The 26929-nt window shown below is 66.6% G+C and carries 22 protein-coding genes; 10 read left to right on the top strand and 12 right to left on the bottom strand.

Features of this window, described 5'->3' with window-relative positions:
* The coding region (locus CVV76_RS25520) for a hypothetical protein (RefSeq protein WP_233193113.1) at positions 1 to 464 on the top strand (464 nt) is incomplete at its 5' end.
* A gap of 261 nt (positions 465 to 725) precedes the next feature.
* On the opposite strand, the gene gyrB is transcribed toward CVV76_RS25520, so the two are convergent.
* From gyrB to CVV76_RS22685, 8 genes are all read right to left on the bottom strand, one after another.
* Positions 726 to 3167 (bottom strand): DNA topoisomerase (ATP-hydrolyzing) subunit B, encoded by a 2442-nt coding sequence (gene gyrB / locus CVV76_RS22720; RefSeq protein ID WP_102226978.1) that lies wholly within the window; start codon positions 3165 to 3167, stop codon positions 726 to 728.
* A 79-nt stretch (positions 3168 to 3246) separates the two neighbouring features.
* A complete protein-coding gene (locus CVV76_RS22715; protein WP_102226977.1) occupies positions 3247 to 3867 on the bottom strand; it encodes a LysE family translocator in 621 nt (206 codons plus the stop codon).
* A complete protein-coding gene (locus tag CVV76_RS22710) occupies positions 3864 to 4313 on the bottom strand; it encodes a VOC family protein (protein WP_102226976.1) in 450 nt (149 codons plus the stop codon). The genes CVV76_RS22715 and CVV76_RS22710 overlap by 4 nt, the downstream gene beginning before the upstream one ends.
* Positions 4310 to 5419 (bottom strand): DNA replication/repair protein RecF, encoded by a 1110-nt coding sequence (gene recF, locus CVV76_RS22705; protein ID WP_102226975.1) that lies wholly within the window; start codon positions 5417 to 5419, stop codon positions 4310 to 4312. The genes CVV76_RS22710 and recF overlap by 4 nt, the downstream gene beginning before the upstream one ends.
* Positions 5420 to 5501: 82 nt before the next feature.
* Positions 5502 to 6620, bottom strand: a complete 1119-nt coding sequence (gene dnaN / locus CVV76_RS22700) for a DNA polymerase III subunit beta (RefSeq protein ID WP_102226974.1) — start codon at positions 6618 to 6620, stop codon at positions 5502 to 5504.
* A gap of 163 nt (positions 6621 to 6783) precedes the next feature.
* Positions 6784 to 8217, bottom strand: a complete 1434-nt coding sequence (gene dnaA, locus CVV76_RS22695) for a chromosomal replication initiator protein DnaA (RefSeq protein WP_102226973.1) — start codon at positions 8215 to 8217, stop codon at positions 6784 to 6786.
* Between the two features lie 567 nt (positions 8218 to 8784).
* Positions 8785 to 9051 (bottom strand): 30S ribosomal protein S20, encoded by a 267-nt coding sequence (gene rpsT, locus CVV76_RS22690; RefSeq protein WP_102226972.1) that lies wholly within the window; start codon positions 9049 to 9051, stop codon positions 8785 to 8787.
* 136 nt (positions 9052 to 9187) lie between these two features.
* Positions 9188 to 9958 (bottom strand): sulfite exporter TauE/SafE family protein, encoded by a 771-nt coding sequence (locus tag CVV76_RS22685; protein WP_102226971.1) that lies wholly within the window; start codon positions 9956 to 9958, stop codon positions 9188 to 9190.
* 162 nt (positions 9959 to 10120) lie between these two features.
* On the opposite strand from CVV76_RS22685, the gene CVV76_RS22680 reads away from it, so the two are divergent.
* From CVV76_RS22680 to infB, 7 genes are all read left to right on the top strand, one after another.
* On the top strand, positions 10121 to 11785 hold the full coding sequence (locus CVV76_RS22680) for an acyl-CoA dehydrogenase family protein (protein WP_102226970.1): 1665 nt from the start codon (positions 10121 to 10123) through the stop codon (positions 11783 to 11785).
* Positions 11786 to 11948: 163 nt separating this feature from the next.
* Positions 11949 to 13391, top strand: coding sequence for a xylulokinase (xylB, locus tag CVV76_RS22675; RefSeq protein ID WP_102226969.1), 1443 nt, complete (start codon positions 11949 to 11951; stop codon positions 13389 to 13391).
* A 53-nt stretch (positions 13392 to 13444) separates the two neighbouring features.
* The gene (tspO, locus tag CVV76_RS22670; protein ID WP_102226968.1) at positions 13445 to 13912 is read left to right on the top strand and encodes a tryptophan-rich sensory protein TspO; all 468 of its coding nucleotides are present in this window, start codon (positions 13445 to 13447) and stop codon (positions 13910 to 13912) included.
* Between the two features lie 243 nt (positions 13913 to 14155).
* Complete coding sequence (gene rimP, locus CVV76_RS22665; RefSeq protein ID WP_102226967.1) at positions 14156 to 14788, top strand: ribosome maturation factor RimP; 633 nt, start codon at positions 14156 to 14158, stop codon at positions 14786 to 14788.
* Positions 14789 to 14791: 3 nt separating this feature from the next.
* Positions 14792 to 16420 (top strand): transcription termination factor NusA, encoded by a 1629-nt coding sequence (nusA, locus tag CVV76_RS22660; protein ID WP_102226966.1) that lies wholly within the window; start codon positions 14792 to 14794, stop codon positions 16418 to 16420.
* Positions 16421 to 16437: 17 nt separating this feature from the next.
* Positions 16438 to 17067 carry an RNA-binding protein gene (locus CVV76_RS22655; RefSeq protein ID WP_102226965.1) on the top strand — a complete coding sequence of 210 codons (630 nt, stop codon included), beginning with the start codon at positions 16438 to 16440 and terminating at the stop codon, positions 17065 to 17067.
* Positions 17064 to 19592 (top strand): translation initiation factor IF-2, encoded by a 2529-nt coding sequence (gene infB, locus CVV76_RS22650; protein ID WP_102226964.1) that lies wholly within the window; start codon positions 17064 to 17066, stop codon positions 19590 to 19592. Before CVV76_RS22655 ends, infB begins: the two co-directional genes overlap by 4 nt.
* 124 nt (positions 19593 to 19716) lie before the next feature.
* Here infB and CVV76_RS25235 read toward each other — a convergent pair whose 3' ends face one another.
* The 4 genes from CVV76_RS25235 to CVV76_RS22635 form a co-directional block, all read right to left on the bottom strand.
* Positions 19717 to 19854 carry a hypothetical protein gene (locus CVV76_RS25235; RefSeq protein WP_199178686.1) on the bottom strand — a complete coding sequence of 46 codons (138 nt, stop codon included), beginning with the start codon at positions 19852 to 19854 and terminating at the stop codon, positions 19717 to 19719.
* Positions 19855 to 20061: 207 nt separating this feature from the next.
* Positions 20062 to 20460 (bottom strand): (deoxy)nucleoside triphosphate pyrophosphohydrolase, encoded by a 399-nt coding sequence (locus CVV76_RS22645; RefSeq protein WP_102226963.1) that lies wholly within the window; start codon positions 20458 to 20460, stop codon positions 20062 to 20064.
* 1 nt (position 20461) lies between these two features.
* Positions 20462 to 21835: a bifunctional glutamate N-acetyltransferase/amino-acid acetyltransferase ArgJ gene (gene argJ, locus CVV76_RS22640; protein WP_102226962.1), complete on the bottom strand. Its 1374-nt coding sequence runs from the start codon at positions 21833 to 21835 to the stop codon at positions 20462 to 20464.
* A gap of 24 nt (positions 21836 to 21859) precedes the next feature.
* A complete protein-coding gene (locus tag CVV76_RS22635) occupies positions 21860 to 22789 on the bottom strand; it encodes a peptidylprolyl isomerase (RefSeq protein ID WP_102226961.1) in 930 nt (309 codons plus the stop codon).
* 181 nt (positions 22790 to 22970) lie between these two features.
* On the opposite strand from CVV76_RS22635, the gene secA reads away from it, so the two are divergent.
* Both secA and CVV76_RS24800 read left to right on the top strand, forming a co-directional pair.
* Positions 22971 to 25676, top strand: coding sequence for a preprotein translocase subunit SecA (secA, locus tag CVV76_RS22630; protein WP_102226960.1), 2706 nt, complete (start codon positions 22971 to 22973; stop codon positions 25674 to 25676).
* Between the two features lie 202 nt (positions 25677 to 25878).
* Positions 25879 to 26895: a hypothetical protein gene (locus CVV76_RS24800; RefSeq protein WP_146010361.1), complete on the top strand. Its 1017-nt coding sequence runs from the start codon at positions 25879 to 25881 to the stop codon at positions 26893 to 26895.
* Positions 26896 to 26929 lie beyond the last annotated feature (34 nt).

Here is a 26929-nt window from a genome sequence, read left to right as displayed (position 1 = left end):
GTGTTGGGTCGCTGTGGGTCAGTGCATTCGAGATTCTCGTCCATCCCGGGGGCAATGAGAAGGCGGACCGAGAGAAGGTCGTCGATCTCATTGAGGGGGCCCCGTGGCTATCGAACAAATGCCGCGCGAGAAACCATGTGGTCTGGATCAATGGTGAACGTCGAGAATGCACCCTGGCATCTTGGCTCTGTCAGCAGCTCTACAATCGTCGAAACGACTTTCTCCACGGGAACCCGGTAGATGATCAGGCTTTACGCCTACCAAACTCGGGGCGATCTGCCTTCGATTTTGCAGCGGCGCTCTACCGGATCGCCCTGACTTCCTTCCTTCCCCTCGTGTTCGAGGAGGAACCTCCTTCAGACGACGACACGGCTGCGTTGGGTGAGTGGGTTGCGAGGCGCATGGAGTTTCAGGCGCCCCAAAGGAACGTGGAAGAGGCGCTCTTAAAGGAAGAACGCGCGTAAGGCTCTGGTGACCCGTGCTCGGGCCTCCAAGCCGCAGACGACGCCAGCCAGGAATCGCGATGAGGTTTTTCATCTTTTCGCGTGAACTGCTCTTCGGTGAATTTTCGAATCCGATCAACTGGAAAATCCCGCGAAGCACGATTCGCGCCTACGAACCGGTCAGGATCCAACTGGGGCTCAAAACGCCCAAAACGAAGCATTATGGGCGTTTCGCGAGAACTTATGAGCAGCGCGAAGCATTATGCGCTGCCCTACAGCCCCTCAGATATCCAGGTTCTCCACGCTCAGCGCGTTCTTCTGGATGAACTCGCGGCGGGGTTCCACGACGTCGCCCATCAGCTTGGTGAAGATATCCTCTGCCTCGGCGAGATCGTCCACCTTCACCTGCAGCAATGTGCGCGCCTCGGGGTCCAGCGTGGTTTCCCAGAGCTGGTCGGGGTTCATCTCGCCCAGGCCCTTGTAGCGCTGCATCGAGAGGCCCTTTTCGCCTTCCGACAGGATCGCCTTCAGCAGGTCGATCGGCCCATGGACCAGCACGTCGCGGTCCTTGCGCACGACGTGGGCCGGGTTGGCGAAGACGTCGCGGGTGCGCTTCGACACCTCGGACAGGCGCCGTGCCTCGCCCGAGCGCAACACGGCGCCGTCCAGCGTGCGGATCTCCTCGACCCCGCGCAGAACGCGCGCCAGGCGGATGCCGTGGTCCTGGGTGATCCGGCCTTGCCAGCCCTTTTCGTATTCCAGCGCCACCATGTCGAGCCGCGCGGCCACTTCGTCGGCCACCGTCTGAAGGTCGCGGTCGACAGCACCCGGATCGAAGGCACCGGCAAGCGCCGCCTGTTCCAGCACGCCGCGCGGGTAATGCGTCGGGAAGGCGTCGAGGACGCGGCGGAACTGACGTGCGCCTTCGATCACGCGGGCAAGGTCCTGGCCAGCGATCTCTTCGCCCGATTTGAGGCGCAGCACGGCGCCGTCGATGCCCTGCTGGATCAGGTAATCCTCCAGCGCGGCCTGGTCCTTCAGGTAGACCTCGGACTTGCCGCGGCTGACCTTGTAGAGCGGCGGCTGCGCGATGTAGAGGTACCCGCCCTCGATGATCTCGGGCATCTGGCGGAAGAAGAAGGTCAGCAGAAGCGTGCGGATATGCGCGCCGTCGACGTCGGCGTCCGTCATGATGACGATCTTGTGGTAGCGCAGCTTCGAGATGTCGAACTCGTCCCGACCGATCCCGGTGCCGAGCGCGGTGATCATCGTGCCGATTTCCTGGCTCGACAGCATCCGGTCGAACCGCGCCCGCTCCACGTTCAGGATCTTGCCCCGAAGCGGCAGCACGGCCTGGTTCGAGCGCGAGCGCCCCTGCTTGGCCGACCCACCGGCCGAGTCCCCCTCGACCAGGAAGACCTCGGATTTCGAAGGGTCGCGTTCCTGGCAATCGGCAAGCTTGCCGGGCAGGGAGGCCACGTCCATCGCCGTCTTGCGGCGCGTCAGTTCACGGGCCTTGCGCGCGGCTTCACGGGCCAGCGCTGCCTCGATGATCTTGCCGACGATCTGGCGCGCCTCGTTCGGGTGCTCCTCGAACCACTCGGCCAGCTTCTCGTTCACCAGCCCCTCGACCGCGGGCCGGACTTCGGACGAGACCAGCTTGTCCTTGGTCTGGCTGGAGAATTTCGGATCGGGCACCTTGACGGACAGAACGCAGGTGAGGCCCTCGCGCGCATCGTCGCCGGTGAAATCCACCTTCTCGCGCCGGGCGATCCCCGAGGATTGCGCGTAAAGGTTCATGGTCCGCGTCAGCGCCCCGCGGAAGCCCGCAAGGTGGGTGCCGCCGTCGCGTTGGGGGATGTTGTTGGTAAAGGGCAGCACTGTCTCGTGGTAGCTGTCGTTCCACCACATCGCGACCTCGACGGTGATTCCCGCCCGTTCCCCGGTGATGAAGATCGGGTCCGGGATCATCGCGGTCTTCGAGCGGTCGAGGTAGCGCACGAATTCCCGCACGCCGCCGTCATAGTAAAGCTCGGTCCGGAGCGCTTCTGCCGGGCGCTCATCCTCAAGGATGATGCGCACGCCCGAGTTCAGGAAGGCCAGTTCCCGCAACCGGTTTTCCAGCGTCTTGAAGCTGTAGTCGAGGTTCGAGAAGGTGCCGTTCGGGTCGATCGTCTTGGACGAAGCGAGAAAGCGCACCTCGGTGCCCTTTTCCGAAGGATCCGCCGGCTCGTCCAGCAAGCGCAGATGCTCGACCGTCTCGCCATGCTCGAACCGGGCGAAATAGACCTTGCCACCGCGCCAGACCTTCAGTTCAAGCCAGTCCGACAGCGCGTTCACGACCGAAACGCCCACCCCGTGGAGACCGCCCGACACCTTGTAGGAATTCTGGTCGAACTTCCCGCCCGCGTGCAGCTGGGTCATGATGACCTCGGCCGCGCTGACGCCTTCCTCCTTGTGGATATCGGTCGGAATCCCGCGCCCGTTGTCGCGCACGGAGACCGAGCTGTCGGCGTGAATTTTCACCGTCACGGCGTCGGCATGACCGGCCAGAGCCTCGTCGATCCCGTTGTCCACCACCTCGTAAACCATGTGGTGCAGACCCGAGCCGTCGTCGGTGTCGCCGATATACATGCCGGGCCGTTTGCGGACTGCCTCCAACCCTTTGAGAACCTTGATGGAACTGGCGCCGTACTCTTCGGGTTTCTGCTCAGCTTCGGCCATGCGGACCTTCCTTGGAAATCTGCCCGTTTTATAGGTGTTCCGCGCGGGAATGTCACGTGCGAGACACAAGATTTAGGGGTCAGGTGACGGCGATCAGCACCGCGACGCAAATCAGCAGGCCGCCTGCGATCCGGTTCAGCCGCGCCATGCCGCTCTGCCCCGTCAAACGGTGCCGCGCCCGCGCCACGAGGGCCGCAAAAGCGAAGTTGCCGATCAGCGGCACCAGCATCGACAGAAAGACCACCGCGGCCACGTCGGGCGGCGTGAAATGGCGCAGGTCGAAGAAGCCGGGCAGGACCCCCATGTAAAACAGGATCGCCTTGGGATTGCCGAGGATCGCGGTCACCCCGGCGGCGAAGCCCGCCCAGCGGCCGGGTCGCGTCAGCCGGCTGTCGCCCTCGATCGGTTTGCCCGCCTTTCGGATCAGCCCGACGCCCATCGCCATGAAGATCGCCACCGCGGCCCATCGCAGCAGCAACATCACCGTGCCGTAGGCGGTCGTCACCACGCTCAGCCCGAAGATCGCAAGAAGCGGCCAGCCAAGATCACCGACCGAAACCCCCAGCGCCAGCGGCCAGGCGGCCGCGAACCCGCCCGAGATCGCGCGCGCCGTCAGCGCCAGCCAGACCGGCCCCGGCGTCAGGAACAGCACGAACAGCGCCCCGGCATAAAGCGCGAGCGACGACAGCGACAGCGTCATGGTGCCCCGGGCGGTTCCGCCGGCAGGGTCAGTGCGCCATCCTCGGTCAGCGGCCAGAACGGGTTCACTGCCACCTCCCAGACATGCCCGTCAGGGTCGGCCCAATAGCCCGAATAGCCGCCCCAGAATACCTTTTCCGGTGGCTTGAGGGCCGTGCCGCCCGCCGCCACGGCGGCGGCAAAGGCCGCATCCACATCCGCCTCGGTGTCGAAATTCTGCGCCAGCGTCACCGCCCCTGTGCCCAGCTCGGCCGCAGAACGCCCCTGATCGGCGGCCAGATCCTCGCGCCCGAACAGCGCCAGCACCTGCCCCTGCATCTGGAAGAAGGCCACGCCTTCCTGCGCCTGCGCGACCTGCCAGCCAAGCGCCTCGTAGAAGGCGCGCGCACGGGGCAGGTCGGCCACGCCAAGGGTGATCAGCGTCACCCGCTGCTTCGGATAGCTCATGTCTCCTCCTCCCGGATCGCCGATGTGCCTTCGTTCTCCGTCACCTCGAACCTCTGGCCGCGCGTCCCCAGCGCGTCGAACAATTCCGGCCCGGTGCCGGTCATGAAGGCCTGTGCCCCCAGCGCGCAGATCTCGTCATAAAGCGCCGCGCGGCGGCCCGCGTCCAGATGCGCCGCCACCTCGTCCAGCAACAGGATCGGCGGCGCCCCGAAATCCTCGGCCAGCGCCCGCGCATTGGCCAGCACCAGCGAGATCAGCAACGCCTTCTGCTCCCCGGTCGAACACTGGTCCGCCGCAACCCCCTTGGCGCTGTAGACCGCGGCCAGATCCACCCGGTGCGGCCCGACCAGCGTGCGCCCCGCCGCCCCGTCGCGCCTGCGCCCGGCCGCAAAGGCCTCGACAAAGGCATCGGCCCCCTCGGGCAGGGGGCCCTCGGGATGGGTCAGCGTCAGCGCGGCCGCCGGAAACGCCGTCTCCGCCCCGGCCTGCGCCGCCGCGATCCGGCCCAGGGCCAGCGCCCGGTTCACCCCGATCCGCGCGCCCGCCTCGGCCATCTGGCCCTCAAGCGCCGCGTACCACGCGGGATCCGTCACCTCTTCCTTCAAAAGCCGGTTCCGCTCGCGCATCGCCTTCTCGTAGGTCAGCACCGCCTCGCCATGCCCGGGTTCGAAGCTGAGCGTGATGCGGTCGAGGAACCGCCTGCGCCCCTCTGCCGCTTCGGTCCAGAGCCGGTCCATCGCCGGCACCAGCCAGACGATCCGCGCGATCCGCCCAAGCGCCGCCTGGCTTGCCGCCTTGCCGTCGATCCGGACCGAGCGTGACGCGCCGGCCTCGGCCCGCGTCTCGACCTCGTGCACCTGCCAGAGGCTTTTCACCTGGGCTGAGACCTTCCAGCCCAACGCCTCTGGCCTGCGCGAGATTTCTTCCGCCGCCGCCCGCCGCAGCCCGCGGCCCGGCGACAATAGCGACACTGCCTCAAGGATATTGGTCTTTCCCGCCCCGTTGGCGCCAAATATCGCCACCGGCCGCCCATCCAGAACCAGCCGCCCCGCAATATGCGAGCGGAAATGCGACAGGCTCAGTTCCTGAACGGACAAACCGGGCAAGCTCTGCCCTTCATCTTGGCAAAATTATTCTCGGGGGTGTAGAGGCCAGACAGCCCCCCCACCAGCCACGTGGAAGGCGGCGTCACACGCGCATCGGCATCACGACATAGACCGCCGAGGTATCCCCGCCCTCGCGCATCAGCGTCGGATCGCCCGAAGAGTTGAACAGGAACACCGCGTTCTCGCGGTCCACCTGGTTGGCGATCTCCAACAGGTACTTGGCGTTGAACCCGATCTCCAGCCGCTCGTCGCCATAGGCCACGGCCAGCTCTTCCTCGGCAGCGCCGCTGTCGGGCGCGTTCACCGACAGGACCAGCCGGTCCTCATCCAGCGCCAGCTTCACCGCGCGCGAGCGTTCCGACGACACCGTCGCCACCCGGTCCACTGCGTTGGCGAATTCCTTGGCGTCCACTTCCAGCTTGCGGGTGTTCCCCATCGGGATCACGCGAGTGTAGTCGGGGAAGGTCCCGTCGATGACCTTCGACGTCAGGGTGATCTGCGGCGTGGCAAAGCGTACCTTGGTCTCGCTCACCGACACCGCGATCTGCGCCTCGTCGTCTTCCAGCAGCTTGCGCAGCTCGTTCACCGTCTTGCGCGGCACGATCACGCCCGGCATCCCCTCGGCGCCCGCGGGCAGGGGGCTGTCGATCCGCGCCAGCCGGTGGCCGTCGGTCGCCACGCAGCGCAGCACCTGGCCATCCTCACCGGTCGCCACATGCATGTAGACGCCGTTCAGGTAATAGCGCGTCTCCTCGGTCGAGATCGCGAATTTCGACTTGTCGAACAGCTTGCGCAGGGTCTTGGCGTCGGCCGAGAACTTCGACGTGTATTCCGACGTCGCCATGACCGGGAAATCTTCCTTCGGCAGGGTCGCAAGGTTGAAGGTCGACCGCCCCGCGGTCACCGTCAGCCGCCCCGCCGCGCTGTCGTCGGCCAGTTGCACCAGCGATCCGTCCGGCAGCTTGCGCACGATCTCGTGCAGCATCACGGCACTGACGGTGGTTGCGCCCGCGCGTTCCACCTGGGCGGCAGCCTTGTCTACGACCTCGATGTCCAGATCGGTCGCGCGGAAGCTGACCGTGTCGCCCTCGGCCTCGATCAGCACGTTCGCCAGGATCGGGATCGTGTTGCGCCGCTCAACGACCGATTGCGCCTGCGCCACGGCCTTCAGGAGAGTCGCACGCTCGATTGAGATCTTCATTCCTCACACCCCGTTGCGGCAGCGCCCGGGGCGCGGCACGGTTCCTCGTTTTCCCGGACTTTCGGCTGATCTGACGAGGGCGTCAAGGCATCGCCGCCCTCGCAAGGGCGGCTGTGGCCTTCCCGGCTCCGGTCGGGCCCCCGGTCGCAAGCCTGCCCCTGTCTCAGCCTTCCAGAAGCCGGCGCAGCAGCTGAAGATCGTCGGACAATTGCGAGTCGGTCTGCCGCAGCTCGTCGATCTTCTTCACCCCGTGCATGATCGTGGTGTGGTCGCGCCCGCCGAAGCGGCGCCCGATGTCGGGCAGCGACCGCGACGTCAGGTTCTTCGACAGGTACATCGCCACCTGCCGCGGACGGGCGATGGTGCGCACCCGCTTGGGCCCGATCATGTCCGACAGCCGCACGTTGTAATGCTCGGCTACCTTGCGCTGGATCTCCTCGATCGTGACCTTGCGGTCGCTGGCCCGCAGGATGTCCGACAGGCAGTCCTGCGCCAGCTCTAGCGTGATCTCGCGCCCCACGAGCGAGGCGAAGGCGAAGAGACGGGTCAGCGCGCCTTCCAGCACGCGGACGTTGGTGGTGATCCGGTGGGCGAGGAATTCCAGGACGCCGGGCGCGATCTGCAGGCCCGAATACTGGCCACGGTAGAATTCCGCCTTCTGCTGCAGGATGCCCAGCCGCAACTCGTAATCCGTCGGGTGCAGGTCGACGATCAGCCCGCATTGCAGGCGCGACTTGATCCGGTCCTCGAGATCCTTGATCTCCCCCGGCGCGCGGTCGGCGGAAATCACGATCTGCTTGTTCTGGTCCACCAGCGCGTTGAACGTGTGGAAGAACTCTTCCTGCGTCGAATCCTTGCCGGCGATGAACTGCACGTCGTCGACCATCAGCATGTCGACCGAGCGGAACATCTCCTTGAACGTCATGATGTCGCGTTCGCGCAGCGCCTGGACGAAGCGGTACATGAATTGCTCCGCCGACAGGTACAGCACCCGCAGGTCGGGCCGCTTCACGCGCAGCTCATGCGCGATGGCGTGCATCAGGTGGGTCTTGCCGAGGCCAACGCCGCCATAGAGGAACAGCGGGTTGAAGCTGGCGGGGCCGCCTTCGGCCACGCGGCGGGCGGCGGCATGGGCAAGCTCGTTCGGCTTGCCGACGACGAAGCTGTCGAAGGTGAAGCGGGAATCGAGCGGGGCGCTCGGCACCTCGGGCTCGTCGCTGGCACGCACCGAGGCGGGGGCGGCCACCTTCTCGGCCACCGCCTTGGGCGCCTCCGCGCGCGGCCCGGGGGCATCATCGCGGGCGTCGTCGGCCTGTGCCTCGGCCTTGGGTGCGGTGCGGGCGCCGGATTGCGCGCTGGTATCGACGGCGAATTCCAGGCGCTCGACCTCGGCACCGGCCAGGATCAGCTTCTTTCGGATCTGGTCGGCAAAGTTGCGTTCGATCCAGGTGGCGAAAAAGCTGGTCGGAACCGAGAAGCGGGCCACGCCGTCGCGCAGGCCGGAATACTTCAGCGGCTCGATCCAGGTTACGAAGTTGTTTTCGCCAAGGCTTTTAAGAAGTTCACCGCGTACTTGCCCCCAGGTTTCTTTCGTCATGCTCAGACCCGCTCTTTCTTATTGATGCGGGGCCGGATCTCGGCCGGTCCCGCGTTTGCGCGTTTCCCAACCCCTGGCATGCCTCTATCGCCCCGGCACGCGGCCAGGTTACGAAAGACTGTCCCCCGCTTGGCGGGCAGACCACGGGCGCACCGTGATCCGCCCCGCTGGGCGATCTCAGCATTCGGACAAGTGGCCCGCGCCGTGTCCGCGCAAGCGGCCGGCGTGTGCCAACTGCGACCCGAGCAGGCGGCGCGGCAGCTTGGCCGGCCCCGGTCGCAGATGGTCGTTCAGGACCGGTCCCGCACGAACGGCATGGCAGCGCCGTTTCGTCAGGGCCGGGCCATGACCATTCCATGTCCCCCCAAGGCGATGTGAATCGCACCCTGACGCTAGCCCGCGCGTTCACGGAGTCGCAACAGAACTCTGACCTTGACTCAGGCCCCGGGTAAACGAATCCCCGCCGGCCTGTGCAAAAAGGACACGCCCCCGTTTTTGCCCAAATTCAGGCACGAAAAAGGGCGCGCCCGAAGGCACGCCCTTGAAATTTCAGCGGTCTTCTTCGCGTCAGGCCGCGAGGGCCTTCACGCGCGACGACAGGCGCGACATCTTCCGCGCGGCGGTGTTCTTGTGCAGCACACCCTTGGTCACGCCACGCGCCAGTTCGGGCTGCGCAACTTTCAGGGCATCGGCGGCCGCCGACTGGTCGCCCGACGCGATCGCCTCTTCCACCTTGCGCAGGAAGGTGCGGATCCGCGAGCGGCGCGCCTTGTTCACGGCATAGCGCTTCTCGTTCTGACGAGCGCGCTTCTTCGATTGGGGCGTATTGGCCATCAGTCTCGGTTTCCGGTTTTCGTTCGGGTAAATCTGAAGCCGCGCTTCTAGGACCGACTCGGCCACGTGTCAACCGGGATTTTCCCAAGTTTCCTTGGCAGGTCGGCGCCATGTCGACGGCGGCATGCACGCCGGACTATCCCATCAGGCTCCGCCGCACCAGGTTCAGCCCGGTCAATGTCAGCAGTACCAGCGTCCACCAGCGGAACCGCGCCGGATCCAGCCGCTCATGCGCGCCCCGCCCCAGCGCCATCCCCAGCGCCGCGGGCAGCACCAGCGCGGCCGACAGCGGCACCGTCTGCGCGTTCAGCACGCCCGAGCGCAGATGCGCGGCCAGCAGGATCGTCGATCCCAACAGGAACACCACCCCCTGCACGCGCATCTGCTCGCGCTTCTCGCAACGGATCGACAGCAGATAGACCAGAATCGGCGGCCCCCAGACCCCCGAGATCCCGCCATAGAGACCCGCGATGATCCCGAGCGCCACCTCGGCCCGCCGCCGGTGGTGGATCGCGATCACCAGCGGCAGCCCTGCCAGCTGTACCAGGGCAAAGGCGGTGATCGGCAGCCCCAGCAGCACGAACATGAGCCAGTTGGGAATCCGCAGGACGAACTGCGCCGAGATCACGATGAAGACGACCGTCACCCCAAGGATCAGCCGGTAGTTCACCGCCGAGGCCACCGCTGCTCGCGGCCCGTCTCGGAACGCCTGCGCCAGGTTTGTCACCAGCGTCGGAAGAATCAGCGCGGCCAGCGCCGCATGCCCCGGCAGGAACGACCCCAGCGCCGAGATCATGATCATCGGCATGGCAAAACCCACGGCCCCCTTCACGAAGCCGGCGAACAAGGTCACCGCCGCCGCAAGCGCCAGCGTTTCCGGCGGCAGGCCGCCAAGAAGATGTTCCATCGCAGGTCCTCCTGCCGCCAGTACTAGTCGGTGGACGCGGCAGGTGCAGCCGATTTCGAGAGAGACACTTTCATTCGCCAGAATGCCTTCATGTGAATTATTGTTGCGCTGCGATTGCGAAGGCCCTATGCCCGATGCACCCGCAGAAATGGAGTGAGAGCGATGCCCCACGACGGCGCCCCCTCGGCCGACCACGATCCGATCCTGCCCGACCTGACGGCGCTGGCCGCGGCGGCGGTGCCCGTGGCCGAGGATCTCCTGTCCCGCGCCACCGCGGCGCTGCGGACGCGGGTGGCGGTGGAGGGCAAGGTCTCCGCCGCGCTGCTCGAGGGCGAGCAGTTCGCGGCGCATGCGCTGTCGTGGCTCGCGACCTATGTCGAGAGCCTGCGGCAGATGTCGGCCTGGGCCGCGCGGCTTTCCGACCGCGGCGCTTTCGGCGAGATGGAGCAGCTGCTGCTGCAGATCGGCCTGGGTGAGTACATGGCGCAGATCGCGGGTGGCATTCCGATGAGCCAGGGCGAGGTCGCGCGTCTTTCCGACCTCGGCCTCGAGGCGCCCGACTGGGGGGCTGCGGCCCCGCTCCTTCGCGGCAATACCGCGGCGTCGCGGGCCCGGCTCGTGGCGCTCATGCGAGACAACCACGGCCGAGCGACCTTCGGCGCCTCGGGTCTCGACGAAGAGCTGGAGATGATCCGCGACCAGTTCCGGCGCTACGCGGACGAGCGTGTCGTTCCGCATGCCCACGACTGGCACCTGAAGGACGACTTCATCCCGATGGAGGTGGTCGGGGAACTTGCCGAACTGGGCGTCTTCGGCCTGACCATCCCCGAGAACCTCGGTGGCCTCGGCCTTTCCAAGGCTTCGATGGTCGTGGTCTCCGAGGAGCTCAGCCGCGGCTACATCGGCGTGGGCTCGCTCGGCACCCGGTCCGAGATCGCGGCGGAACTGATCCTCTGCGGCGGCACCGACGAACAGAAAAGCCACTGGCTGCCGAAGATCGCGAGCGGGGAGATCCTGCCCACCGCCGTCTTCACCGAGCCGAACACCGGGTCGGACCTGGGGGCCCTGCGGACCCGCGCCGTGAAGGAAGAAGAGGTCTACAAGGTCACCGGCAACAAGACCTGGATCACCCACGCCGCCCGTGCCCACATCATGACGCTGCTGGCCCGGACCGACCCAGCGACCACCGATTACCGCGGCTTGTCGATGTTCATCGCCGAGAAGACCCCGGGCGACGATGCCGATCCCTTCCCGACGCCCGGCATGACCGGCGGCGAGATCGAGGTGCTGGGCTACCGCGGCATGAAGGAATACGAGCTGGGTTTCGACGGCTTCGAGGTTAAGGCCGACAACCTCCTTGGCGGGGTCGAGGGGCAGGGCTTCAAACAGCTGATGCAGACCTTCGAATCGGCCCGCATCCAGACGGCGGCCCGCGCCATCGGCGTGGCGCAGAACGCGCTGGAGGTCGGCCTGCGCTATGCCGAGGACCGCAAGCAGTTCGGCAAATCGCTGATCGCGTTCCCCCGGGTGGCCGGCAAGCTCGCCATGATGGCGGCGGAAATCATGATCGCCCGCCAGCTCACCTATTACGCCGCCTGGGAAAAGGACCACGACCGCCGCTGCGACCTTGAGGCGGGAATGGCGAAGCTGCTCGGCGCCCGCGTCGCCTGGGCCGCGGCCGACAATGCGCTGCAGATCCACGGCGGCAACGGCTTCGCCCTCGAATACCAGATCAGCCGCATCCTCTGCGATGCACGCATCCTCAACATCTTCGAGGGCGCGGCCGAGATTCAGGCTCAGGTGATCGCCCGCCGCCTGCTGGGCTGAACCTGTATTTCATTGTTCCCGTAAATACGCCGGCGCCCGCGTCGACGTGGGTGGCGTATTTGAAGAACAATGAAAGACGAAGGGATTGCCTCTTTCCGCTGGTGGACGCCCCCGCAACTCTCGCTATGCTCGCGCCCGACATCACGGAGCGGGAGGCGGCGTCATGACCTATATCGGACTGGATCTTGGAACCTCGGGGCTGAAGGGGATCCTGATCGACGACGGCCAGACCGTGCTGGCCGAGGCAACGGCGCCCCTGACCGTCAGCCGTCCCGCCAGCGGCTGGTCCGAGCAGGACCCCGCTGACTGGATTGCGGCGACCGAGACGGTGCTGGCGGCGCTGGCCTCCCAGCGGTCGCTGGCCGATGTGTCGGGCATCGGGCTATCGGGGCAGATGCATGGCGCCACCCTGCTGGATGCGGCGGACGAGGTTCTGCGCCCCTGTATCCTGTGGAATGACACCCGGGCCCATGTCGAGGCGGCGGAGCTTGACGCCGACCCGCGGTTCCGGGCCGTAACCGGCAATATCGTCTTCCCGGGCTTCACCGCACCGAAACTCGTCTGGGTCGCGGGGCATGAGCCCGAGGTCTTTGCCAAGGTGGCGAAGGTTCTGCTGCCCAAGGATTACCTGCGCCTCTGGCTGACCGGCGGCCATGTCGCCGAGATGTCGGACGCCGCGGGGACAAGCTGGCTCGACACCGGGGCGCGTGACTGGAACGACGATCTGCTCTCCGCCACTGGCCTCTCCCGCTCGCAGATGCCGTCGCTGGTCGAAGGGTCCGAGGTTTCGGGCTCCCTGCGTCCGGCGCTGGCCGAGCGGTTCGGGATGGGCGCCGGGGTCGTTGTCGCCGGCGGTGGCGGTGACAACGCGGCCTCGGGTGTCGGTGTCGGAACGGTACGGGCGGGGGAGGCCTTCGTCTCGCTGGGCACCTCGGGCGTGCTCTTCGCCGCGAACGAGGGCTATCAGCCCGCGCCCGAGACGGCGGTGCATACCTTCTGTCACGCTCTGCCGGGGACCTGGCACCAAATGGGGGTGATCCTGGCCGCGACCGATGCGCTGAACTGGTACGCCCGGCTGGTGGGGGCCGAGGCGGGGGCGCTGGCGGGGGAGCTCGGCCCGTTGCAGGCGCCCGGAAAGACCCTCTTCCTGCCGTATCTCGGCGGCGAGCGGACGCCGCTGAACGATGCGGCGATCCGGGGCGCCTTCCTCGGGCTTGAGCACGCGACCGACCGGGTCGCGGGAACGCGGGCCGTGCTGGAGGGCGTCGCCTACGCGATCCGCGACTGCCGCGATGCGCTGGCCGCGACCGGCACCCGGATCGAGCGGCTGATTGCCGTCGGTGGCGGGGCGCGGTCGGACGCCTGGCTGGGCATGCTGGCGACGATGCTGGGGATCGAGGTGGCCCGGCCCGTCGCGGGCGATTACGGCGGCGCCTTCGGTGCGGCGCGGCTGGCATTGATGGCCGCGACCGGGGCAGGGGCCGAAATCGCCACCACGCCCGAGATCGCCACCAGCTTTGTCCCCGACGCGGCGCTTTCCGATGCCTTCGATGCGGGGCACGCGAGGTTCCGCGCAGCGCAGGCGGCGGTGCAGGCGCTCGGCTGAACCGAAACCGCGCGGCGTACGTTTCAGGACGGACCGACCCGGAAGGAGACCCGATGTTCACCCTGTTCCTGACCTTTCTCGGCGCCGCTGCGGCGGCGGCCGCGACCGGCGTGATCTTTCAGCCCGGCACCTGGTACGACGGGCTGGAAAAGCCCGACTGGACCCCGCCACGCTGGGCCTTCCCGGTGGTCTGGACCGCACTCTACATCCTCATGGCCTATGCGGCGGCGCGCGTGGCGATCGTGCCCGGGGCGGGGCAGGCGCTGGCCTTCTGGGGCTTGCAGATCGCGCTCAACACGTTGTGGACGCCGGTGTTCTTCGGGGTGCACCGGATGGGCCTTGGCATGTTGGTGCTGGCCCTTCTTTGGCTTGCCGTGCTGGCGACGCTGGTGGCCTTCTGGGGGATCGACTGGATCGCGGGGCTGTGCCTCGTGCCCTATCTCGCCTGGATCAGTGTCGCCGCGGGGCTGAACTGGCGGGTCTGGCGCGACAATCCTGCCGCGGGCACGGCCGAAGTGTGAAGACACGCGCGAAGGCCGGCGCCCTCCCCGGGGACGGGGCGGGCGCCGTGCGCGCCGACCGCCCGGACGGGATCGGGGGATCCGCTCTTCACTCGGCCCTTGCCTTCCCTCTTGCAGACTCGGGCCTGCTTGCGTATATCCCCCTCAACAGCGGTGCTTGAGGGTCCAAACCCAAGCTCCACCGGATACGTGTGGCGGGCCGCGGTGCCCGCCTTTTTGTTTTCTGGACCTCGACAAAAGCTCATGACCGACCTGATCGCCAAAACCGCCATCGACCGGCGCCTCGCCTCCATCGTCACCCCGGCGATCGAGGATCTGGGGTTCGAGCTGGTGCGCATCCGCCTGATGGGCGGCAAGACATCGACCCTGCAGATCATGGCCGACCGGGCCGAAGGCGGGATCGAGGTGGACGATTGCGCCGCAATCTCGACCGCGGTCTCGGCCATCCTCGATGTCGAGGACCCGATCGCCGACAATTACACGCTGGAGGTTTCCAGCCCCGGCATCGACCGGCCGCTGACCCGGCTGAAGGATTTCGACATGTGGGTGGATTACGAGGCCCGCATCGAGACGACCGAGCTGATCGACGGCCAGCGCCGCTTCAAGGGGTTCCTGCGCGGCACCGACGGCGACGACATCCTGATCGAGATCGAGAGCCATGGCGAAGACGTGACCATCGGCCTCAAGTTCGAGTGGCTTTCGGATGCCAAGCTGATCCTGACCGACGAGCTGATCACCGAGATGCTGCGCCAGAAGAAGGCGTCGGGCGCGCTGGACGACGGCGCCGTGGACGAGACGCAGTTCGACGAGATCGAGACCGAAGACGACGACACCGGCGCTGACACCGCCGACACCACCGCTTCCAAGGAGGAGTGAGACATGGCCATCACCTCAGCCAACCAGCTGGAACTTCTGCAGACCGCCGACGCGGTGGCGCGCGAGAAGATGATCGATCCGGACCTGGTGATCCAGGCGATGGAGGAAAGCCTCGCCCGTGCCGCGAAGTCGCGCTACGGCGCCGAGATGGACATCCGTGTCGCGATCGACCGCAAGACCGGCCGCGCCACCTTCACCCGCGTGCGCACCGTGGTCGAGGATGACGCCGTCGAGAACTATCAGGCCGAGCTGACCGTGAAGCAGGCCAAGCAATACCTTGCCGACCCGCAGATCGGCGACGAGATCCGCGATGAGGTGCCGCCGGTCGACATGGGCCGGATCGCCGCGCAATCGGCCAAGCAGGTGATCCTGCAGAAGGTTCGCGAGGCCGAGCGCGACCGCCAGTACGACGAGTTCAAGGACCGCGCCGGCACGATCATCAACGGCATCGTCAAGCGCGAGGAATACGGCAACATCATCGTCGACATCGGCCGTGGCGAGGGTATCCTGCGCCGCAATGAGAAGATCGGTCGCGAGGCCTATCGCCCGAACGACCGGATCCGCTGCTACATCAAGGACGTCCGCCGCGAGGCGCGCGGCCCGCAGATCTTCCTGTCGCGCACCGATCCGCAGTTCATGGCCGAGCTGTTCAAGATGGAAGTGCCGGAAATCTACGACGGCATCATCGAGATCAAGGCCGTGGCCCGCGACCCGGGTTCGCGCGCCAAGATCGCCGTGATCTCCTATGACGGGTCGATCGACCCGGTCGGCGCCTGCGTCGGTATGCGCGGTTCGCGCGTGCAGGCCGTGGTGAACGAGCTGCAGGGCGAGAAGATCGACATCATCCCGTGGAACGAGGATCAGGCGACGTTCCTCGTGAACGCGCTGCAGCCCGCCGAGGTGACCAAGGTCGTCATCGACGAAGAGGCCGGCAAGATCGAGGTCGTGGTGCCCGACATGCAGCAATCGCTGGCGATCGGCCGTCGCGGCCAGAACGTGCGCCTTGCCTCGCAGTTGACCGGGCTGGACATCGACATCCTGACCGAAGCGGACGAAAGCGCCCGCCGTCAGGCCGAGTTCGCCGAGCGCACGCAGCTGTTCATGGATACGCTGGACGTGGACGAGATGATCGCCCAGCTTCTGGTTTCGGAAGGCTTCACCAACCTCGAAGAGGTGGCCTATGTCGAGATCGACGAACTGCTGGCCATCGACGGCTTCGACGAGGCGACGGCGGACGAGCTTCAGGCCCGGGCCCGCGACTTCCTTGAGGAGCAGAACCGCAAGGCGATGGAAAAGGCCCGCGAACTGGGGGTCGAGGACAGCCTGGTGAACTTCGAGGGGCTGACGCCCCAGATGATCGAGGCGCTGGCCGAGGACGGCGTTCTGACGCTGGAAGACTTCGCAACCTGCGCCGACTGGGAACTTGCCGGTGGCTGGACCACCGAGAACGGCGAGCGCAAGAAGGACGAAGGCGTCCTCGAGAAGTTCGACGTGAGTCTCGAAGAGGCCCAGCACCTCGTCATGACCGCCCGGATCCAGCTTGGCTGGGTCGACCCGGCGGAGCTTGCCTCGGAAGAGGAGGAAGCCGAGGTCGAGGGCGAAGAAGGCACCGAGGAAGAGGCGCAGGCCTGAGAAGAGGAGCGCGCGACATGACCCGGGGTGGGGCCGACAAGGAGATCGACGGACCCGAGCGGCGCTGTGTCGTGACGGGAGAAAGCGGACCGACGGCGGAGCTGATCCGTTTCGTCGTCGGACCGGACGACGTGATCGTGCCCGACGTCCTGCAAAAACTGCCGGGACGGGGAATCTGGGTCAGTGCCGAACGTTCGGTACTGGAAAAGGCGATCGCGAAGAACTATTTCAGCCGGGCGGCCCGGCGGCAGGTCAACTTGCCCGCCGATCTGGCCGCCGAGACCGAGGCGGTATTGGCGCGGCGCGTGGTCGAGCTGGTATCGCTGGCCCGCAAGGCGGGCGACGCGGTCTGCGGGTTCGAAAAGGTCAAGGATTGGCTGGCACAGGGACGTGCCATGGTCCTGCTTCAGGCCTTCGACGGATCCGAGCGAGGAAAGTCCAAGCTCTGGACGCCGACCGGGGGCCGTTATTTCAACTGCCTGTCCGCCGGGGAAATCGGTTTGGCATTCGGTCGTGAACATGCCATACACGGCGCGCTTGCGGCTGGCGGACTCACCACGCGTGTTGTAGACGAAGCGGCAAGGCTCGCCGGATTGCGCGGGCGGATCGGTGGCAAGACCGCCGGGAAGGATACGAAGAACGCATGAGCGATACTGACGGTAAGAAGCCTCTCGGCCTGGGTGGCGGTCGTTCGGGACAGGTGAAGCAGAGCTTCAGCCATGGCCGGACGAAGTCTGTCGTGGTCGAGACCAAGCGCAAGCGCGTAGTGGTGCCGAAACCCGGCGCCCAGGGGGCTGGCGCCGGCGGGGGTGGCGGATCCTCCCCGCACCGGGGTGACCCGGCCAAACGTCCTGCCGGGATTTCCGACGCCGAGATGGATCGTCGTCTGAGGGCGCTTCAGGCGGCCAAGGCGCGCGAGGCGGAAGACGCCGCCGCACGCGCCGCCGAGGAAAAGCGCCGCGAGGAAGAGCGCCAGCGCAAGCGCGAGGAGCTCGAGGCCAAGGAGCGCGAAGAGCGTGAGCGCGAAGAGGCGCTGAAGGCCAAGGAAGAGGCCGACGCCCGCGCCAAGGAAGAGGCGGAGGCCAAGGCCCGCGCCGAGAAGGAGGCCGCCAAGGCCCCCGCTCAGCCGGCCCAGCCCGAGCCCGCGTCCGAGCCGAACACCCGTGGCGGTGCCGCCAAGGCCTCTCCGGGCCCGCGCAAGACCGACCGCGAGCGCGACGACCGTGGCAACGACCGCGACAACCGCGGCAAGGGCAAGGGTGGTGCTGACAACCGCCGCGCCGGCAAGCTGACCCTGACCGAGGCGCTCTCGGGCGAGGGCGGGCGTCAACGCTCGCTCGCCGCGATGAAGCGCAAGCAGGAGAAGGCCCGGCAGAAGGCGATGGGCATGCCCCAGCGCGCCGAGAAGCAGAGTCGCGAGGTTCAGCTTCCCGAGACCATCGTCGTGCAGGAGCTGGCCAACCGCATGGCCGAGCGCGCCGCCGACGTGGTGAAGTCGCTGATGAAGATGGGCATGATGGTCAACATGAACCAGCCCATCGATGCCGACACCGCCGAGCTGGTGATCGAGGAATTCGGCCACAAGGCGGTTCGGGTTTCCGATGCCGACGTCGAACAGGTCATCGACCAGGTTCAGGACAAGGCCGAGGATCTGAAGTCGCGTCCGCCGGTCATCACGATCATGGGCCACGTCGACCACGGCAAGACCTCGCTTCTGGATGCGATCCGGCACGCGAACGTCGTGTCGGGCGAAGCCGGGGGCATCACCCAGCACATCGGCGCCTATCAGGTGACGACGGAATCGGGGGCGGTCCTGACCTTCCTCGACACGCCGGGCCACGCGGCCTTCACCTCGATGCGCGCACGTGGCGCGAACGTCACCGACATCGTCGTGCTGGTGGTGGCCGCGGACGACGCGGTGATGCCGCAGACGGTCGAGGCGATCAACCACGCCAAGGCCGCCGGCGTTCCGATGATCGTGGCGATCAACAAGTGCGACAAGCCCGGCGCGGACCCTCAGAAGGTGCGCACCGACCTGCTTCAGCACGAAGTCGTGGTCGAGGCGATGTCGGGCGACGTGCAGGATGTCGAGGTGTCGGCCAAGACCGGCAAGGGCCTCGACAACCTTCTCGAAGCCATCGCGCTGCAGTCCGAGATCCTCGAACTCAAGGCCAACCCCGACCGCGCCGCTTCGGGCGCCGTGATCGAGGCGCAGCTTGACGTGGGCCGCGGCCCGGTCGCGACGGTTCTGGTGCAGAACGGCACACTCAAGCGCGGCGACATCTTCGTCGTGGGCGAGCAGTGGGGCAAGGTCCGCGCACTTATCAACGACCGTGGCGAGCGGGTGGACGAAGCCGGGCCTTCGGTTCCGGTCGAGGTTCTGGGTCTCAACGGGACGCCGGGTGCCGGCGACGTTCTGAACGTCGTCGAGACCGAGGCGCAGGCCCGCGAGATCGCCGAATACCGCGAGGAGGCCGCGAAGGACAAGCGCGCCGCCGCCGGTGCCGCGACCACGCTGGAACAGCTGATGGCCAAGGCCAAGGCGGACGAGAACGTCAGCGAGCTGCCGGTGGTCGTGAAGGCCGACGTGCAGGGCTCTGCCGAGGCGATCGTTCAGGCGCTGGAGAAGGTCGGCAACGAGGAGGTGCGCGTTCGCGTGCTGCACTACGGCGTCGGCGCGATCACCGATTCGGACGTGGGCCTGGCGGAAGCCTCCGGTGTGCCGATCATCGGCTTCAACGTCCGTGCCAATGCCTCGGCCCGCAACTCGGCCAACCAGAAGGGCGTGGAAATCCGCTACTACAGCGTGATCTACGACCTCGTGGACGACGTGAAGGCGGCGGCCTCGGGCCTCTTGTCGAACGAGGTGCGCGAGACCTTCATCGGCTACGCTCAGATCAAGGAAGTGTTCAAGGTCACCGGCGTCGGTAAGGTCGCGGGCTGTCTGGTCACCGAGGGCGTCGCCCGCCGGTCGGCCGGTGTGCGCCTGCTGCGCGACGACGTGGTGATCCACGAGGGCACGCTGAAGACGCTCAAGCGCTTCAAGGACGAGGTCAAGGAAGTGATCTCGGGCCAGGAATGCGGCATGGCCTTCGAGAACTACGAAGACATTCGCCCCGGCGATGTCATCGAGATCTTCGAGCGCGAGGAAGTCGAGCGGAAGCTCGCCTGATCCGGCATCTCGGGGCTTCCGGCCCCGAGGTCATGCCGCGGCGTTCAGCCGATAAAATGAAAAGGCCGGGTCGCGCGACCCGGCCTTTTCATTTGCCGTCGGGGTCTTTCGATCGAAGGGGTGATCAGGCCGCGCGGGCCTGCACCGGATACCCGACGAAGGTCTTGTTTCCGACCTGCACCGCGACCTTGCCATCGGCAAGCTGGCGCAGGAACATCCCCTGGACGGAGACACAAGATCCCAACGTGATGGTCCGAAGCATCGGCTTTCCTTCCCCAAAAAAGAAAACTCACTACCTGAAGCTTATTATATTCCCGTTACGAAATCACCACAAAAAGGTTAACAGAGCATTATTATTGCGCAGTTATAAAACAATCATCTGCCGAAATGGCGGGCAGGGACCCAGCAAAAATCCCCTCAAACCGGCCCTATGAAGGCCGGAAACGAGGCGCGGTGCGGCGAATGGCTTCTAGAGCCAGTCGCGCAGAATCGGGATCAGGGGAAGATCGGCGGGGGGCATGGGGTAGTCGCGCAGATCGGTTGCGCGCACCCATTTCAGCACCTGACCTTCCCGCGCCACGGGCGTACCCTCCCACCGGCGGCAGGCGAAGAGCGGCATCAGCAGGTGGAAATCGTCGTAGCTGTGGCTGGCAAAGGTCAGGGGCGCAAGGCAGCTTTCCCACGTGCCGATCCCCAGTTCCTCGTGCAGCTCGCGGATCAGCGCGACCTCGGGGGTCTCGCCCGGCTCGACCTTGCCGCCCGGGAATTCCCACAGTCCGGCGAGAGACTTGCCCTCGGGCCGCTGGGCCAGAAGCACGCGGCCATCGACGTCGATCAGCGCAACGGCCGAAACGAGGACGGTCTTCATCTCAGCTCCGGTAATCGGCGTTGATGTCGATGTAGCGATGCGTCAGGTCGCAGGTCCAGACCGTCTTGGCGGCCTTTCCCAAGCCCAGGTCGACCCCGATCACCAGCTCGTCGCGCTTCATGTAGGCGCTGGCCTCGGCCTCGGAATACTCCGGCACGCGCCAGCCCTTTTCGGCCACCAGAAGGTCGCCGAAACGGATTGCCAGCTTGTCGCGCTCGGCCGTGGCGCCCGACTTGCCGATGGCGGCCACGATGCGGCCCCAGTTGGCGTCCTGCCCGGCGATGGCGGTCTTGACCAGCGGCGAGTTCGCGATCGACATCGCGACCCGGTGGGCATCCTGCGCCGTTTCGGCGCCCGTCACCTGGATCTCGACGAACTTGGTCGCGCCCTCGCCGTCACGGACGACCTGCTTGGCAAGATCCTCCATCACCGCGCGAAGGCCGGCCTCGAACGCCTTGGCGCCGGGGGCGGACAGCTTGTCGATCGGCTCGGCCGCGCTTTGCCCGGTGGCCGCGACGATCAGCGCGTCGGAGGTGGAGGTGTCGCTGTCCACGGTGATCGCGTTGAACGTGTCGTCGACGTTGCGCGACAGCATCTTCTGCAGCACGGCGGGCGCGACGGTGGCGTCGGTGAAGATGTAGACCAGCATCGTCGCCATGTCGGGCGCGATCATGCCCGAGCCCTTGGCGATGCCGGCGATCCGGATCGTGCCGCCCTCGCCCTGTACCTCGGCCGAGGCGCCCTTGGGGAAGGTGTCGGTCGTCATGATCGCCCGCGCGGCCTTCTCGATCGAGCCTTCGGAAAGCTCGGCCCGCAGCCCGTTCACGGCGGCGACGATACGCTCATGCGGCAGCGGCTCCCCGATCACCCCGGTGGAGGAGGAGAAGACCCGGCCCGCCGGCACCGAGAGTGCCGCGGCCACCGCGCCGGTCACGGCGTCGACCGAGGCCTGGCCCGCCGCACCGGTGAACGCGTTGGCGTTGCCCGAATTCACGAGGATCGCCGCGCCTTCGCCCGCAGGAGCCTTGCCCGCAAGCTTGGCCTGGCAATCCAGCACGCAGGCCGCCCGGGTGGATGACCGCGTGAAAACCCCGGCGATCGAGGTGCCGGGGCAAAGCCGGACCAGCATCACGTCGGTCCGGCCCGCGTAGCGCACTCCGGCGGCGGCCGAGGCGAACTCGGCCCCTTTGATCACCGGAAGCGTGGGAAACCCGCCCGGAGGGGCGAGCGGGGAAACGGGGGGCGCCTGCTTGACCGGCTTGACCGCCGGGGCCACGGCGGTCGCCGCAGTCTCGGCAAGCTTTGCCTTCAGCTTCTTGACCTTGGCCTTCTGCTTCTTGGCCTCGGCCTTCCAGTCCTTGTCGGTCTTGCCCATGGCGTCCCCCGTTCCCGGTTCGGGTTACTTCAGCAGATCCTGGTTCTTCAGAACAGTCGGATCGATACCTTTCACGTCCTCGCTGACATCGGCACCCTTCTTGAGGCTGGCGAGCGTCTCGGTGACGGCCTTCTTCTGCAACTCCTGCGTCAGCGCGGGGGTTTCATCCTGCAGCGTCGGCTTCTCGGTCGGGCGCGTGCCCTCGACCTTGATCAGGTGCCAGCCGAACTGCGTCTTGACCGGGCCGACCACGGTGCCGACCTTGGCCTTTTCAACGGCCTCGGCGAAGGGCTTGACCATCTGGTCGGGCTGGAACCAGCCCAGGTCGCCGCCATTCTGCGCCGAACCGTCGGACGAGTTCTTCTTGGCGAGCGTGGCGAAGTCGGCGCCGTTGTCGAGCTCCTTCTTCAGCTTCTCGGCCTCGTCCTTCGACTTCACCAGGATGTGCGCGGCGTGATATTCGGTCGCCGGCTTGAAATCCTTGTACTTGGCGTCGTAGGCGGCCTTGATCGCCTCGGGCGTGACGGCGGCTTCTTCGGCCTGCTTGAGGGCCAGCGAGGCGACGAAGGCGCGCTTGGAATTGGCCAGCGCCAGCTCGTCCTCTTTGGACATCTTGCCCTTCATCGACTGCTCCAGCAGGGTCTGCTGAACCAGCTGATCAAGGATGCCCTTGAACAGCACTTCGTCGGGAAGCTGCTGGTATTGCGCCGGAAGCTGGCTGCGCAGGGCGATCATCTCGCCCAGGGTGATCTTGGTGCCATTGACGGTGGCGACGACGGTGTCGGCGCTCACGTCCTTCTTGGTGGCGGTGTCTGCGGTCTTGTCGGTCGACGTGGCATCGGTCTTCGCGCCCGCGTCGCTCGCCGTCGGGGCCGTGCTGTCGGCCAGCGCCGGGATCGCCGACAGGGCAAGGACCATCGCCCCGCTCAGCCAGAATTTCGACTGTTTCGACATAACATTCCTTTCCTGCGTTCGCCGCGGGGGTCCGCGACGTTGACACTCTACCGGTGCACCCTTACATCGCTGGACGATCGTGTCCGGGCCCGGCAGTCGATCGCCCTTGTACGGAAGGGCTGCCGGCGCCACAAGTCGGCTTCAGACACGAACGCGCCAGAAACCGCCAAGCGGAGAAACCATGCTCGGGATCGGAACCCTCGCCAAGAAGGCCTTCGGAACGCCGAACGATCGGAAGGTCAAGGCAACGCGCCCGATCGTGGCAAAGATCAACGCCCTGGAACCCGAGTTCGAGAAGCTCTCCGACGACGAGATCATCGCCAAGACCGCCGAGTTCAAGGAGCGCTACGCCAAGGGCGAAAACCTTGACGACCTGCTGCCCGAGGCCTTCGCCAACTGCCGCGAAGGCGCGCGCCGGGCGCTTGGCCTGCGCGCGTTCGACGTGCAGCTGATGGGCGGCATCTTCCTGCACCAGGGCAACATTTCGGAGATGAAGACGGGCGAGGGCAAGCCCCTTGTCGCGACCTTCCCCGCTTACCTCAACGCTCTGGCCGGGCGGGGCGTGCATGTCGTCACCGTGAACGATTACCTCGCAAAGCGCGACGCCGACTGGATGGGCAAGGTCTTCGCACATCTCGGCATGACCTGCGGCGTGGTCTATCCCTACCAGCCCGACGACGAGAAGCGCGCGGCCTATGAGGCCGACGTGACCTATGCGACGAACAACGAACTGGGCTTCGACTACCTGCGCGACAACATGAAGGGCTCCGTCGAGGAGATGGTCCAGCGCGACCACTTCTTCGCGATCGTCGACGAGGTCGACTCGATTCTGATCGACGAGGCCCGGACGCCGCTGATCATCTCGGGTCCCTCCGACGACAAGTCGGAGCTTTACGTCCAGATCGACAAGATCATCCCCGAAATCACGCCCGAGCATTACACCAAGGACGAGAAGCAGCGCACCGTCACCTATACCGAGGACGGCAACGAGTTCATGGAGACCCGTCTCCAGCAGCTCGGCCTGCTGCCCGAGGGCCAGTCGCTCTACGATCCGGAATCGACGACCATCGTCCACCATGCGACCCAGGCGCTGCGCGCCCATGTCCTGTTCCTGAAGGACAAGGACTATATCGTGCGCGACGGCGAGGTGATGCTGATCGACGAATTCACCGGCCGCATGATGAAGGGCCGCCGCCTGTCCGAGGGGCTGCACCAGGCGATCGAAGCCAAGGAAGGCGTCGAGATCCAGCCCGAGAACGTGACGCTGGCCTCTGTGACCTTCCAGAACTATTTCCGCCTCTACGACAAGCTGTCGGGCATGACCGGCACCGCGCTGACCGAGGCCGACGAATTCGACGAGATCTACAAGCTGGGCGTTGTCGAGGTGCCGACCAACCGCCCGATCGCCCGCCAGGACGAGCATGATCAGGTCTATCGCACGACCGCCGACAAGTATCAGGGTATCCTCGAGTCGATCAAGGAGGCCCACGCCAAGGGGCAACCGATCCTCGTCGGCACCACCTCGATCGAGAAATCCGAGGAGCTGTCGGACCTGCTCAAGACGGCCGGCGTGCCGCACAACGTGCTCAACGCCCGTCACCACGAGCAGGAGGCCAACATCGTCGCCGATGCCGGCAAGCTGGGCGCGGTGACGATCGCCACGAACATGGCCGGCCGCGGCACCGACATCAAGCTGGGCGGCAACGTCGAGATCAAGCTGATGCAGGCGCTCGACGCCAACCCGGATGCCAACCCCGACGCGCTGCGCCGCCAGATCGAGGCCGAGCACGCCGAGGACGAGCAGAAGGTCAAGGACGCCGGGGGCCTCTACGTGCTGGGCACCGAGCGTCACGAAAGCCGCCGCATCGACAACCAGCTGCGCGGCCGTTCGGGCCGTCAGGGCGACCCCGGGCGCTCCTCCTTCTTCCTGTCGCTGGAAGATGACCTGATGCGCATCTTCGGGTCGGAGCGGCTGGATTCCGTGCTGTCCAAGCTCGGGATGAAGGAAGGCGAGGCGATCGTGCACCCCTGGGTGAACAAGTCGCTGGAAAAGGCACAGGCCAAGGTCGAGGGGCGCAACTTCGACATCCGCAAGCAGCTTCTGAAATTCGACGACGTGATGAACGACCAGCGCAAGGTGGTCTTTGCCCAGCGTCGCGAGATCATGGAGGCCGACGACCTGTCGGACGTGATCGAGGACATGCGCGACCAGGTGATCGACGATATCGTCGACCTCTACCTGCCGCCGAAATCCTATGCCGACCAGTGGGACACCGAGGGCCTTCACGAGGCGGCGGTCGACCGGCTGGGCCTCGACGTGCCCGTCGTCGAATGGGCCGAGGAGGAAGGCGTCGACCAGGAGGTGATGCGCGAGCGGATCGCCGAGGCCTCTACCGCGCTGATGGCGGAGAAGACCGAGGCTTTCGGCGCCGAGACGATGCGCAACATCGAAAAGCAGATCCTGCTGCAGACGATCGACGCCAAGTGGCGCGAACACCTGCTGACGCTGGAGCACCTGCGCTCGGTCATCGGGTTCCGCGGCTATGCCCAGCGTGACCCGCTGAACGAATACAAGACCGAGGCCTTCCAGCTGTTCGAATCCATGCTGAACGCGCTGCGCAGCGACGTGACGCAACAGCTTGCCCGCATCCGCCCCCTGACGGAGGAGGAGCAGGCCGAGATGATGCGCCAGATGGCCGAGCAGCAGGCCGCGCAGCAGCAGGCCCTTGAGGGGCTGGAGCTGCAGGCGCCCGCCGAACCCCCGGCCGAGCGTCAGCCGGGCTTCGACGAGGCCGATCCGCGCACCTGGGGCAACCCCGGCCGCAACGATCCCTGCCCCTGCGGGTCGGGCCAGAAGTTCAAGCATTGCCACGGCCGTCTCGTCTGACGCCATTGCCCGTCTGATCGCCCGGTTTCCGCCGGACGGCGCCGCTTCTGTCGGGGTGGCGCCGGCGTATTTTTCCTGCCCCTCCTGCCCGGAAACGATCCGTTTCCTGCCGCGGGCCGGCCCTTGCCCGGCCACGGCAGCGCCGCTTTTCGCGCCTATCGTCTTCGGCATCGACTCGTGATCGTGGGAACGGAGGCCAGAGATGAAGCTCAGCCGTAAAGTCACGGTCGTCGCCGCGACCTTCCTGCTTGCCGCGGCGACCGGCCAATACATGCAAGGCGGCCTCGGGCCGCGCTCCGGCGCCGCGCCGGCACCACCGTCCGGCCCGGCCGCAAAGGCGGTTGCGAAGTCCGGGCAGCCCGCCCCCAGGCTGCAGGATGCCACGCAGATCGACCCGCCACACCGGGGCGGGCCGTCGGCCCGGGCCGACATCTCCGATGTCGCACTGCGCGACGCCCTGCCGCGGCTGTCGCCGCTCTCTCCCGGCCTGCCGGCCGCGCTGACCGTGGCGGCGGCGCCTTCGGCGCCGGAAGCGGTAGCCTGCCACGACAGCGCCGACCTATCGGTCGGCGAGGGGGCGATGCTCAACTTCCATCTCGACGCCCCCTGCCACCCCTCGCAGCGCATCGTGATCCGCCATGCGGGCCTCGCTTTCACCGAGGTCACGGATGCCAAGGGCAAGCTACGCGTCCGCCTGCCGGCGATGCAGCGGGACGCGCGGGTCACGGCGATGTTCTCGGGTGGCGCACGGGTCTCGGCGACAACCACGGTGCCGGAGTTGTCGATCTACGACCGGGTCGCGGTGCAATGGGTCGGCAAGGACAGCTTCGAGCTGCACGCCCTGGAATTCGGCGCCACATTCGGCGCGCGGGGCGATGTTTCGGCCGCCAACCCGGGCGCGCCCGCTCCCCAGCCCCCCGCGAGCGGGGGCTTCATGACCGTTCTCGGCAATGGCGACGTCACCCTGCCGATGAAGGCGCAGGTCTACACCTATCCGACGCGCCTCGCGGCGCGGGATGGCGACGTCCGGCTGGTGATCGACGCGGCGGTCACCCCCGCCACCTGCGGTCGAGAAATGCTGGCGGAGACGCTGCGCACCCGCCGCGACGCTGCGCCCCGCTCGACCGACCTGTCGGTGGCGATGCCCGATTGCGACCAGTCCGGCGGCTTCGTCCAGCTTTCGGGGCTGCTGCCCGAAATCAAAATGGCCGGGAACTGAGCGCTTCTGTAATCGGGGCGTGGCTGTCAAGCGG

The sequence above is a fragment of the Acidimangrovimonas sediminis genome, assembly GCF_002871005.1.
GTDB lineage: Bacteria > Pseudomonadota > Alphaproteobacteria > Rhodobacterales > Rhodobacteraceae > Acidimangrovimonas > Acidimangrovimonas sediminis.
This window is presented reverse-complemented; position numbering and strand designations above follow the sequence as displayed.